This is a genomic window from Pseudomonas iranensis, from assembly GCF_014268585.2.
GTDB classification, from domain to species: Bacteria; Pseudomonadota; Gammaproteobacteria; order Pseudomonadales; family Pseudomonadaceae; genus Aquipseudomonas; species Aquipseudomonas iranensis.
In genome coordinates, this window is record NZ_CP077092.1 from 3,925,802 (window position 1) to 3,938,021 (window position 12,220).

Below are 12,220 nucleotides of genomic sequence, written 5' to 3' on the forward strand. Positions count from 1 at the left end.
TGGAGGAAGTTTGCCGCAATTTGACGGGCAATACACGACTCGACGGACACCAAGGAACCCGGTGGGAGCGAGCCTGCTCGCGAAAGCGCTGTGTCAGTCGACAACTTCATTGAAGGAAAGTCCGCATTCGCGAGCAGGCTCGCTCCCACAGGGGTTCTGCGTCGCATGGGAGGTCATCGTATAACTTCCAGTTGACAATCCCCGTAAATCTGGGAAATATCCGCATCGATGTTGTACGACGACGTATGACAAATAATAAAAACAACAAACGATCCAGGGAGCGTCACAGTGAGCCCACTCGCCCGCAATTCCGTCCGCCCTTCACGTTTTGCCCATTTCAAACCGCGTTCGACCCTCAGCCTGATCGGTTGCAGCAGCCTCGCTCTGGCCCTGCCGATGAGCGCCGATGCCGAAGGCTTTCTTGACGACAGCAAAGCCACGCTGAACCTGCGCAACGCCTACTTCAACCGCAACTTCGTCAACCCGGCCAATCCGCAGGGCAAGGCAGAAGAATGGACGCAGAACTTCATTCTCGACGCCAAATCCGGCTTCACCCAAGGCACGGTCGGCTTCGGCCTCGATGTTCTCGGGCTGTATTCGCAGAAGCTCGATGGCGGCAAAGGCACTGGCGGTACGCAGTTGTTGCCGATCCACGATGACGGCCGCCCGGCCGACAACTTCGGCCGCCTCGGCGTTGCGCTGAAAGCCAAAGTCTCGAAGACCGAATTGAAAGTCGGTGAATGGATGCCGGTGCTGCCGATCCTGCGCTCCGACGACGGCCGCTCCCTGCCGCAGACCTTTCGCGGTGGCCAGATCACGTCCACCGAGATCAACGGCCTGACCGTTTACGGCGGCCAGTTCCGTGGCAACAGCCCGCGCAACGACGCGAGCATGGAAGACATGTCGATGAACGGCCGCGGTGCGTTCACCTCCGATCGCTTCAACTTCGGCGGCGGCGAATACAGCTTCAACGAAAAGCGCACGATGGTCGGCGTGTGGTACGCCGAGCTCACCGACATCTACCAGCAGCAGTATTTCAACCTCAGCCACAGCCAGCCGATGGGCGACTGGACGCTGGGCGCCAACCTCGGTTTCTTCACCGGCAAGGAAGACGGCAGCGCTCAGGCGGGCGACCTCGACAACAAGACCGCGTTCGCCCTGCTCTCGGCCAAGTACGGTGGCAACACCTTCTACGTCGGCCTGCAGAAACTCACCGGCGACGATGCCTGGATGCGCGTCAACGGCACCAGCGGCGGCACCCTGGCCAACGACAGTTACAACGCCAGTTATGACAACGCCAAAGAGCGCTCCTGGCAGGTGCGTCACGACTACAACTTCGTTGCGCTGGGCGTGCCTGGCCTGACCCTGATGAACCGCTACATCAGCGGCGATAACGTACACACCGCCAGCACCAATGACGGCAAGGAATGGGGCCGCGAATCGGAACTGGCCTACACCGTGCAGAGCGGCCCGCTGAAGAATCTCAACGTGAAATGGCGCAACGCGACCATTCGCCGGGACTTCAGCACCAACGAATTTGACGAGAACCGGATTTTTATCAGCTATCCGATCTCGTTGCTGTAACGGTTGGCGGTTTGCCCTGTGGGAGCGAGTCTGCTCGCGAAAGCGCCGGACCAGTCGACTTGTTCTGACTGGCACACCGCATTCGCGAGCAGGCTCGCTCCCACAAGGGGATTGCATTGCAATTCAGGTATCGGGTCTTGAGAAAATGAATCGCCCCTTCCGTCATCTACACCAAAAGTCGCGTTGACAAGATCCGGATACCCTACCGATACTTCAGCGCAGTCATACGACAACCTACAACAAACCTAATAACAATGTGTTCAGGGATTGCCATGACGTCTACCTCTACCCCCCGCGCTCCTTTCAACCGCCTGCTGCTGACCGGTGCCGCCGGAGGCCTCGGCAAAGTCCTGCGCGAACGCCTGCGCCCTTACGCCAATGTGCTGCGCCTGTCCGACATCGCCGCCCTCGCCCCGGCCGTCGATGATCACGAAGAAGTCGTGCTCTGCGACCTCGCCGACAAGCAAGCCGTGCATCAACTGGTCGAAGGGGTCGATGCAATCCTGCATTTCGGTGGCGTCTCGGTCGAGCGCCCGTTCGAAGAAATCCTCGGTGCCAACATCTGCGGCGTGTTCCACATTTACGAAGCGGCGCGCAAGCACGGTGTGAAGCGGGTGATCTTCGCCAGCTCCAACCACGTCATCGGTTTCTACAAACAGGACCAACAGCTCGACGCCACTTCAGCGCGTCGTCCCGATGGTTACTACGGCTTGTCCAAGTCCTACGGCGAAGACATGGCCAGTTTCTACTTCGATCGCTACGGCATCGAAACCGTCAGCATCCGCATCGGCTCCTCGTTCCCCGAACCGCAAAACCGCCGGATGATGCACACCTGGCTGAGCTTCGACGATCTCACGCAACTGCTCGAACGCTCGCTGTACACACCGAACGTCGGCCACACCGTGGTCTACGGCATGTCCGCCAACAAAGACGTCTGGTGGGACAACCGCTACGCCAGCCACCTCGGTTTCGAAGCCAAGGACACCTCGGAAGTGTTCCGCGACAAGGTCGAAGCGCAACCGATGCCGGCCGACGATGATCCGGCGCGGATCTATCAGGGCGGCGCCTTCGTCGCAGCAGGCCCGTTCGGCGACTGACCGTTCGACTTGATCCCCTTTAATAAAAACCATGGGAATGAGTATGCAAGCCGAATTGATCGTCGACGCCCGCAACGCGGTCGGTGAAAGCCCGGTCTGGGTGCCGCAGGAAAACGCCTTGTACTGGGTCGATATTCCCAACGGCGGGCTGCAACGCTGGAGCGCTGACAGCGGGCATGTTGCCTCGTGGAAGGCCCCGGAAATGCTCGCCTGCATCACCCGCCACCGCAGTGGCGGCTGGGTCGCCGGCATGGAAAGCGGTTTCTTTCGCCTGCACCCGCACAGCGACGGCAGCCTCGACAGTGAGTTGCTCGCGACTGTCGAGCACAGCCGCGCGGACATGCGCCTCAACGACGGTCGCTGCGATCGCCAAGGGCGTTTCTGGGCGGGCAGCATGGTGCTGAACATGGGCCTGAACGCGCCTGAAGGCCGGCTCTATCGCTACAGCGCCGGGCAGACGGGCGTGATCGAAGCGCAGCTGGATGGCTTCATCGTGCCCAACGGCCTCGCTTTCAGCCCTGACGGTAAAACCATGTACCTGTCGGATTCGCACCCCAATGTGCAACTGATCTGGGCCTTCGATTACGACACCGAGACCGGCACGCCATCGAATCGCCGAATCTTCGTCGACATGAATCATTTCCCCGGCCGCCCCGATGGCGCCGCCGTGGATGCCGAAGGCTGCTACTGGATCTGCGCCAACGACGCCGGCCTGATCCACCGCTTCGCCCCGGATGGCCGACTGGATTTCTCCCTGGAAGTGCCGGTGAAGAAACCGACCATGTGCGCTTTCGGCGGCAGCAACCTGGACACCTTGTTTGTCGCCTCGATTCGCCCCGGCGAAGACCACGACCCGCAATCGCTGGCCGGCGGCGTGTTCGCCCTGAAGCCGGGCGTCAAGGGCCTCGCCGAACCGCAATTCAACGATTTGCTTTAGACCCTCTGCTGCACCGCTGCGCCTTGAACACAAAAATAACAAGACTGGAGACTCACCCCCCATGAACTTCAAACGCACCTTGCTCGCCGCTGCACTCCCGCTGATGTTCACCTTCGCCGGTGCCGCTCAGGCGGAAATGAAACTCAAATTTGCCGACATTCACCCCGCCGGTTACCCAACCGTGGTGGCTGAAAAATCCATGGGCGATACCCTGACCAAGGAAACCAACGGCGAGCTGACCTTCCAATACTTCCCGGGCGGTGTGCTCGGTTCCGAGAAGGAAGTCATCGAGCAGATGCAGGTCGGCGCGGTGCAGCTGTCGCGTGTCAGCCTGGGCATCGTCGGCCCTGTGGTGCCGGATGTGAACGTGTTCAACATGCCGTTCATCTTCCGCGACCAGCAACACATGCGTAACGTCATCGATGGCCCGGTGGGCGATGAGATTCTCGACAAGATCACCAACTCCGAATTCGGCCTGGTGGCCCTGGCCTGGATGGACGGCGGCACGCGCAACATCTACACCAAGAAACCGGTGCGCAAGCTCGAAGACCTCAAGGGCATGAAGATCCGCGTACAAGGCAATCCGATGTTCATCGACATGATGAACGCCATGGGCGGTAACGGCATCGCCATGGACACCGGGGAGATCTTCAGCGCCCTGCAGACCGGCGTGATCGACGGCGCGGAAAACAACCCGCCGACCCTGCTCGAACACAACCACTTCCAGAACGCCAAGTTCTACAGCCTGACCGGTCACTTGATCCTGCCGGAGCCGATCGTGATGTCGAAAATCACCTGGGAAAAACTCACTCCGGATCAACAGCAACTGGTGAAAAAAGCCGCCAAGGCTGCCCAGGCTGAAGAGCGCGTGCTGTGGGACAAGAAGTCCGCTGCCAGTGAAGAAAAACTCAAGGCCGCTGGCGTCGAGTTCATCGAAGTCGACAAAAAACCCTTCTACGACGCCACCGCTCCAGTACGGGAAAAGTACGGCGCGAAGTACGCCGACCTGATCAAAAAGATCGAAGCCGTTCAGTAACGCCTCCCGCTTTGTACTCATGAAAAAGGCCCGGCGCGCCAGCGGTTCAGGCGCGCCCGGTTACGGTGGAACCCGATGAAGAATCTGCTGCTGCGTATCAACGACAAAATCTACATGACGTGCATCTGGGTCGCCGGCCTTTCCGTCCTGGCGATTTCCCTGATGATTCCCTGGGGCGTGTTCGCCCGCTACGTGCTCGGCACCGGTTCGAGCTGGCCTGAGCCAACGGCGATCCTGCTGATGATGGTGTTCACCTTCATCGGCGCCGCCGCCAGTTACCGCGCCGGTGCGCACATGGCCGTGGCCATGCTCACCGACCGCATGCCACCGCAGCTGAAATCCGCAGCAGCGATTTTTTCGCAACTGCTGATGGCGGCCATCTGCATCTTCATGACCATCTGGGGCACCAAGCTGTGCATGTCCACCTGGAACCAGTTCATGGCCGCCCTGCCCGATCTGCGGGTTGGCGTGACCTATCTGCCGATCCCCCTGGGCGGCTTGCTGACGCTGATTTTTGTCGTGGAAAAACTCTTGCTCGGTGACCAGAGCAAACGTCGGGTCGTGCAGTTCGACCTGGTTGAAGAAAGTGAAGGTGCCGTTTAATGGACGCTCTGATCCTGCTGGGCAGTTTTATCGTATTGATCCTGATCGGCATGCCGGTCGCTTACGCGTTGGGCGCCGCTGCGCTGATCGGCGCTTGGTGGATCGACATTCCCTTCCAGGCGGTGATGATCCAGGTCGCCTCGGGGGTGAACAAATTCTCGCTGCTGGCCATTCCGTTCTTCGTCCTGGCCGGCGCGATCATGGCCGAGGGCGGCATGTCCCGGCGGTTGGTGGCGTGTGCCGGGGTGCTGGTAGGTTTCGTCCGTGGTGGTCTGTCGCTGGTCAACATTGTTGCCTCGACGTTCTTCGGCGCGATCTCCGGTTCGTCGGTCGCCGACACCGCGTCGGTGGGTTCGGTGCTGATTCCCGAGATGGAACGCAAGGGCTATCCACGGGACTTCTCCACCGCCGTGACCGTCAGCGGTTCGGTGCAAGCCCTGCTGACTCCGCCAAGCCACAACTCGGTGCTCTACTCGCTGGCCGCTGGCGGTACGGTGTCGATCGCTTCGCTGTTCATGGCCGGCATCGTCCCGGGCCTGCTGATGAGCGCCTGCCTGATGGTGCTGTGCCTGATCTTCGCGAAAAAGCGCAACTACCCCAAGGGCGAAGTGATTCCGATGCGCCAGGCGCTGAAGATCGTCGGCGAAGCCCTGTGGGGCATGATGGCGATGGTGATCATCCTCGGCGGCATCCTCTCGGGTATTTTCACCGCCACTGAATCGGCGGCCATCGCGGTGTTGTGGTCATTCTTCGTGACCATGTTCATCTACCGCGATTACAAATGGAGCGAGTTGCCCAAGCTGATGCATCGCACGGTGCGCACCATCTCCATCGTGATGATCCTGATCGGTTTCGCCGCCAGCTTCGGCTACATCATGACGCTGATGCAGATCCCGGCGAAAATCACCACGCTGTTCCTGACCCTGTCGGACAACCGCTACGTGATCCTGATGTGCATCAACGTCATGCTGCTGTTGCTCGGCACGGTGATGGACATGGCGCCGCTGATCCTGATCCTTACGCCGATCCTGATGCCAGTGATCATGGGCATCGGTGTCGACCCGGTGCAGTTCGGCATGATCATGCTGGTCAACCTAGGAATCGGACTGATAACACCGCCGGTGGGCGCGGTGCTCTTCGTCGGCTCGGCGGTGGGCAAGGTCAGTATCGAAAGCACCGTGAAAGCGCTGCTGCCGTTCTATGGCGTGCTGTTCCTGGTGCTGCTGCTGGTGACCTACGTTCCGGCGATTTCGCTGTGGCTGCCGCACCTGGTGTTGTAACCCGCTGAAAAGATCGCAGCTCCTGCAGGAATCGCATTCCCCTGTAGGAGCTGTCGAGTGCAACGAGGCTGCGATTTGTTGATCTTCACGCCCGCACCAACATGTACCCCGCGACCACCAGACAGACACTGGCAAACCCCACCTGCAACGCTCGCGCCGGCACCTGCGCGCACAGCCTGCGACCGATGATCATGCCAACGATGCTGGCAACGATGAACGCCGCGCCCTGGCTGTCGATACGCACCCCCGCATGAAACGCGCCGATCACCCCGATCGCGGAAATCAGACTGATCACCATCAATGACGTCGCAACGATGCCGCGCATCTGCACATCGGTCAGTTGCTTGAACGCCGGCACGATCAGAAAGCCGCCGCCGACGCCCAGTAAACCCGAAACCACGCCAGTAACCGCTCCCAGTGCAGCCAGGGTGGCGGTGCATTTGGCGGTCCAGTCGAAGCGCCCGGTCTGCTCGTTGAGCATGCAGTTTTTCTGCCCCCAACTGGCATGGCCGTGATCGCTCGGCCCGGCTTGCTGACGCTCTTTTCTGAACATTCGCCAAGCGACCAAGACCATCAGCAGGCTGAACAGCATCATCAGAATCTTTTCCGGCAACTGATGTGCGAAGTAGATCCCCAGCGGCGAAAACACCGCGCCCAACGCGGCGATCAACAGCGCCGCGCGGTAACGCACCAGGCCATGGCGCAAACCGTCGATCGCCCCGACCGCCGCCGCGCTGCCGACCGCAAACAAGGCCACCGGCGCCGCTTGCGTCATCGTCCAGCCGAGCCCGAGCACCAGCGCCGGCACCGCGAGAATCCCGCCGCCTGCGCCGGTCAGGCCGAGGACCAACCCCATCACCACGCCAAACAGACTTGCCAGCAACATAGGGGTTTTCTCAGTCGACCCTGGACAGACGCGTTAGCCACTCGCGGCCCTTGAGCATGCCGTGCCAGTAGAACCACGGCAGCAGCGTCGCCTTCAGCCACCACGCCGAACGGCGGGCCACGGTCGGGTCCAGCGGGAAAGTCGGCAGCAGTTTGCCGCCATAGCCGAACTCGGCGAGGATCACCTTGCCCTTCTCCACCGTCAGCGGGCACGAGCCGTAGCCGTCGTACTTTAGCGGCAGCGGCTGTTGTTTGCGCGCGGCCAGCAGGTTCTGTGCAACGACGACCACCTGCTTGCGCACCGCTGCGGCGGTTTTCGCGTTGCTGGTGCCGCAGATATCGCCCAGCGCGAACACCTCGCGATAGCGCGGATGCTGCAAGCTGTGCGGATCGACTTCGCACCAACCGCCGGCATCGGCCAGCGCACTCTGGGCGATGAAATCCGGCGCGACTTGTGGCGGCACGACGTGCAGCAGATCGAAGGTTTTCGCGACCCGGCTGACATTGCCGTCGGCGTCCTTGACGTCAAACCACGCGATTTTCGCCGGGCCATCGACCTTGACCAGATTCGAGTTGAACGCCAGTTGCGCGTCGTACTGTTCGATGTACTTCATCAACGGCGGCACGAAGGTCGGCACGCCAAACAGCGCAGTGCCAGCGAGATTGAATTCGACGTTGATGTCTTTCAGCACGGCGGATTTGCGCCAGTAATCGCAAGACAGATACAGGGCCTTCTGCGGTGCGCCGGCGCATTTGATCGGCATCGCTGGCTGGGTGAACAGCGCCCGGCCGTCGCGCAGTTTCTGCACTTGATCCCAGGTGTACTGGGCGTGTTGATAGCTGTAGTTGGAGGTGACGCCGTGCTGACCGAGGCTTTCCTGCAAGCCTTCGATTTTCTCCCAGGCCAGGCGCAGGCCGGGGCAGACGATCAGGTTCTGATAGCTGACGGTGCGTTGGTCGTCGAGGGTGAGTTGGCGGCTTTGCGGGTCGATGGCGCTGACGCTGGCCTGAATCCACGTTGCCTGACGTGGCATGACTTGGCTCATCGGCCTGACGGTGTCTTTCACATCAAACGCACCACCACCGACCAGCGTCCACGCCGGTTGATAGTAATGCTGTGAACTCGGTTCGATCACGGTGACTTTGAGCTGCGGGTCACGCTTGAGCAGGCTGGCAACAAAACCGATGCCGGCCGTGCCGCCGCCGATGACCACGATGTCCGCACTGATGGATGGGCCCCAGTGTTGATCGTTCATTGCTTGTTCCTTTTGCTGCACGCAAGGTTTTTTTTGGCTCACCACAACAACTAATGTGGGAGCGAGCCTGCTCGCGAAAGCGGTGGCTCAGTCAACTATTTGTCGGCTGACACGCCGCCTTCGCGAGCAGGCTCGCTCCCACAAGAGGTGTTTGTAAGGGCTGGCATTTATGGCTGTTCCCAGCTCTTGAGTACCGCTCCGCAATACAACCCCGACAGGGTTTTCATCACCTGGATCACTTCGTGACTGGCCAGGCCGTAGAAAATGTATTTGCCTTCGCGGCGGGTCGCGACCAGCCCTTCGTCGCGCAAGATGCCCAGTTGCTGGGACAGCGTCGGCTGGCGTACGCCGGTCATTTTTTCCAGCTCGCCGACGTTGCGTTCGCCCTGGGTCAGTTGACAGAGAATCAACAGACGATCCTCATTGGCCAGGGCTTTGAGCAAGGCGCAGGCTTTGGACGCCGAGGCGCGCAGTTGGGCGACTTCACATTCGGTCAGACTGGATTGCATTTGCACGAGGCCTTGAAGGTCACTTAAGCTGCGAACATTATGTTTTTACATAAACTGTTGCAACCCGAAATTCCCCAGCACAGGTTTTCGCCATGCCCGCCCAGATTGAAGCGTTCCTCGACCCCGCCTCCTCGACCTACAGCTACGTGGTCTATGAAGCCGACGGCGGCCAGTGCGCGATCGTCGACCCGGTGCTCGACTATGATGGCGCCGCCGGGCGCACCGGCACGGCGCAGGCGGACAAGATCATCGCTTTCGTGCGTGCGCACCGGCTGCAAGTGCAATGGCTGCTGGAAACCCACGCCCACGCCGATCACCTGTCTGCCGCGCCGTACCTGCGTCGAGAACTGGGCGGCAAGATCGCCATCGGTGAGTCGATCAGCAAAGTGCAGAATGTGTTCAAGGCGCTGTTCAATCTGGAGCCGGAATTTTGCGTCGATGGCTCGCAGTTCGATCATCTGTTTGCACCGAACGAATCGTTCATGATCGGCAATCTCAAGGCCACCGCCCTGCACGTCCCCGGCCATACGCCAGCGGACATGGCGTACCTGATCGACGGCGAACAGATCCTCGTCGGCGACACGCTGTTCATGCCCGACGTCGGCACGGCGCGCTGTGATTTCCCCGGCGGCAACGCGCAGCAATTGTTCAAGTCGATCCAGAAGCTGCTGGCTTTTCCGGCCAGCGTGAAGCTCTACGTCTGCCACGACTACCCGCCCGAGGGCCGCGCGTCACAGTGCCAGACCACTGTCGGCGAACAGCGCAAAAGCAATATTCATGTGCATGACGGGATTGATGAAGCGGCTTTCGTCGAGATGCGCACGACACGTGACGCTGGGTTAGGCATGCCGACGTTGCTGCTGCCGGCGATTCAGGTGAATGTGCGGGCGGGGAATATGCCGGCGCCTGAGGGGAATGGCGTGGTTTACCTGAAAATTCCGCTCAACAAACTCTGACCCCTAGTCAGGCGCCCTAAGTCTGATCGTTCCCACGCTCTGCGTGGGAATGCATCCCGTGACGCTCTGCGTCACTTCTTGAGGCGGAACGCGGAGCGTCCCTGGCGGCATTCCTTTGCTGCGCGTGGGAACGGTCGGCGTCGGCGGGTCGGGTGCATCAGGTCAGGTTATGCGCCCAGGGTCAACCCATTCGCCGGCAATGGCAACGCCGTCTTGTAGCGCACCTGCTTCAGCGCAAAGCTGGAGCGGATGTTCGCCACACCCGGCACCTTGGTCAGAAAATCCATCATGAAGCGTTCCAGCGACTGAATGCTCGGCACCAGCACGCGAATCAGATAATCCGGATCACCCGCCATCAAGTAGCACTCCATCACCTCAGGCCGATCGGAAATCGCTTCCTCGAAATGCTGCAACGCCTCCTCTACCTGCTTTTCCAGGCTGACGTGAATGAACACGTTCACGTGCAGCCCCAGCAGATCGGCATCCAGCAGCGTGACCTGCTCGCGAATCAAGCCCAATTCTTCCATGGCCTTGACCCGGTTGAAGCACGGCGTCGGCGACAGGTTCACCGAGCGAGCGAGGTCGGCGTTGGTGATGCGCGCGTTCTCCTGAAGGCTGTTGAGAATGCCGATGTCGGTACGGTCCAGTTTGCGCATGAGACAAAACCACCTGTTTTTTATGTTTATGCAGAATTTCTATCTGCAAATGGTCGCCAGCGCAACGAAACACAGAGAAATATTCTTCTTGGCCACGCCTATGATTGTTGTAGGACAAGATTTCCTCATCCCGGAATGACTGCCAGCTCACTACAAGAAATTCACAAGATCGAGCGTAGAAGCCATGACCCAAGCGTATGAACCGCTGCGCCTGCACGTCCCTGAACCCTCGGGCCGTCCCGGCTGCAAAACCGATTTCTCCTACCTGCATCTGACCGATGCCGGTACGGTGCGCAAACCTCCTGTCGATGTAGAACCCGCTGACACCGCCGACCTCGCCCGTGGCCTGATTCGCGTGCTCGACGATCAGGGCAACGCCCTCGGCCCGTGGGCCGAAAACGTGCCGGTCGAAATCCTGCGCAAAGGCATGCGCGCGATGCTCAAGACGCGCATCTACGACAACCGCATGGTCGTCGCCCAGCGGCAGAAAAAGATGTCGTTCTACATGCAGAGCCTTGGCGAAGAAGCCATCGGCAGCGCCCAGGCGTTGGCACTGAACATCGACGACATGTGCTTCCCGACCTACCGCCAGCAAAGCATCCTGATGGCCCGCGATGTGCCGCTGGTCGACCTGATCTGCCAACTGCTGTCCAACGAGCGCGATCCGCTCAAGGGCCGCCAGTTGCCGATCATGTATTCGGTCAAGGACGCCGGTTTCTTCACCATCTCCGGCAACCTCGCCACTCAGTTCATTCAGGGCGTTGGCTGGGGCATGGCCTCGGCGATCAAGGGCGATAACAAAATCGCCTCGGCGTGGATCGGTGACGGCGCCACCGCCGAATCGGACTTCCACACCGCCCTCACCTTCGCCCACGTTTATCGCGCGCCGGTGATCCTCAACGTGGTCAACAACCAGTGGGCAATTTCCACCTTCCAGGCCATCGCCGGCGGTGAAGCCACGACTTTCGCCGGACGCGGCGTCGGTTGCGGCATCGCCTCGCTGCGGGTCGATGGCAACGATTTCTACGCGGTCTACGCTGCGTCCGCCTGGGCTGCCGAACGCGCCCGGCGCAACCTCGGCCCGACCATGATCGAATGGGTCACCTACCGCGCCGGCCCGCACTCGACCTCCGACGACCCATCAAAATACCGCCCTGCCGATGACTGGAGCCACTTCCCGCTCGGCGATCCGATCGCGCGTCTGAAACAGCACCTGATCAAGGCCGGCCACTGGTCGGAGGAAGAGCACAGCGCCGTCAGCGCCGAACTCGAAGCCGAAGTGATTGCCGCGCAGAAACAGGCCGAACAGTACGGCACCCTCGCCGGCGGGCAGATTCCAAGCGCCGCGACCATGTTCGAAGACGTCTACAAAGAGATGCCGGAGCACTTGAAGCGCCAGCGTCAGCAGTTGGGGATCTGAC

12 protein-coding genes are annotated in these 12,220 nt (G+C 60.5%); 8 read left to right on the forward strand and 4 right to left on the reverse strand.

The window, feature by feature from the left end; translation table 11 throughout:
• The first annotated feature begins 288 nt into the window (after window positions 1–288).
• From HU724_RS17500 to HU724_RS17525, 6 genes are all read left to right on the forward strand, one after another.
• Entirely contained in the window at window positions 289–1,584 is a 1,296-nt protein-coding gene (locus HU724_RS17500) for an OprD family porin (RefSeq protein WP_186566515.1), read from the forward strand.
• Window positions 1,585–1,856: 272 nt separating this feature from the next.
• Window positions 1,857–2,681 carry an NAD-dependent epimerase/dehydratase family protein gene (locus HU724_RS17505; protein WP_016775186.1) on the forward strand — a complete coding sequence of 275 codons (825 nt, stop codon included), beginning with the start codon at window positions 1,857–1,859 and terminating at the stop codon, window positions 2,679–2,681.
• 43 nt (window positions 2,682–2,724) lie between these two features.
• A complete protein-coding gene (locus tag HU724_RS17510; RefSeq protein WP_186566513.1) occupies window positions 2,725–3,618 on the forward strand; it encodes an SMP-30/gluconolactonase/LRE family protein in 894 nt (297 codons plus the stop codon).
• A gap of 61 nt (window positions 3,619–3,679) precedes the next feature.
• On the forward strand, window positions 3,680–4,654 hold the full coding sequence (locus tag HU724_RS17515) for a TRAP transporter substrate-binding protein (protein ID WP_130888723.1): 975 nt from the start codon (window positions 3,680–3,682) through the stop codon (window positions 4,652–4,654).
• 75 nt (window positions 4,655–4,729) lie between these two features.
• Window positions 4,730–5,257, forward strand: coding sequence for a TRAP transporter small permease (locus HU724_RS17520; protein WP_016775190.1), 528 nt, complete (start codon window positions 4,730–4,732; stop codon window positions 5,255–5,257).
• Window positions 5,257–6,537 carry a TRAP transporter large permease gene (locus tag HU724_RS17525; protein ID WP_016775191.1) on the forward strand — a complete coding sequence of 427 codons (1,281 nt, stop codon included), beginning with the start codon at window positions 5,257–5,259 and terminating at the stop codon, window positions 6,535–6,537. The genes HU724_RS17520 and HU724_RS17525 overlap by 1 nt, the downstream gene beginning before the upstream one ends.
• 85 nt (window positions 6,538–6,622) lie before the next feature.
• Here HU724_RS17525 and HU724_RS17530 read toward each other — a convergent pair whose 3' ends face one another.
• From HU724_RS17530 to HU724_RS17540, 3 genes are all read right to left on the reverse strand, one after another.
• Entirely contained in the window at window positions 6,623–7,423 is an 801-nt protein-coding gene (locus HU724_RS17530) for a sulfite exporter TauE/SafE family protein (protein WP_186566511.1), read from the reverse strand.
• A gap of 10 nt (window positions 7,424–7,433) precedes the next feature.
• A complete protein-coding gene (locus tag HU724_RS17535) occupies window positions 7,434–8,678 on the reverse strand; it encodes an NAD(P)/FAD-dependent oxidoreductase (protein ID WP_186566509.1) in 1,245 nt (414 codons plus the stop codon).
• 167 nt (window positions 8,679–8,845) lie between these two features.
• Window positions 8,846–9,187, reverse strand: a complete 342-nt coding sequence (locus HU724_RS17540) for an ArsR/SmtB family transcription factor (RefSeq protein WP_016775194.1) — start codon at window positions 9,185–9,187, stop codon at window positions 8,846–8,848.
• A 92-nt stretch (window positions 9,188–9,279) separates the two neighbouring features.
• Here HU724_RS17540 and HU724_RS17545 point away from each other — a divergent pair, with 92 nt between their 5' ends.
• Entirely contained in the window at window positions 9,280–10,143 is an 864-nt protein-coding gene (locus tag HU724_RS17545; RefSeq protein WP_186566507.1) for an MBL fold metallo-hydrolase, read from the forward strand.
• A gap of 167 nt (window positions 10,144–10,310) precedes the next feature.
• Here HU724_RS17545 and bkdR read toward each other — a convergent pair whose 3' ends face one another.
• Window positions 10,311–10,799, reverse strand: a complete 489-nt coding sequence (gene bkdR, locus HU724_RS17550; RefSeq protein WP_041476986.1) for a Bkd operon transcriptional regulator BkdR — start codon at window positions 10,797–10,799, stop codon at window positions 10,311–10,313.
• A gap of 184 nt (window positions 10,800–10,983) precedes the next feature.
• On the opposite strand from bkdR, the gene HU724_RS17555 reads away from it, so the two are divergent.
• Window positions 10,984–12,219 (forward strand): 3-methyl-2-oxobutanoate dehydrogenase (2-methylpropanoyl-transferring) subunit alpha, encoded by a 1,236-nt coding sequence (locus tag HU724_RS17555; RefSeq protein ID WP_186566505.1) that lies wholly within the window; start codon window positions 10,984–10,986, stop codon window positions 12,217–12,219.
• Window position 12,220: the final 1 nt, after the last annotated feature.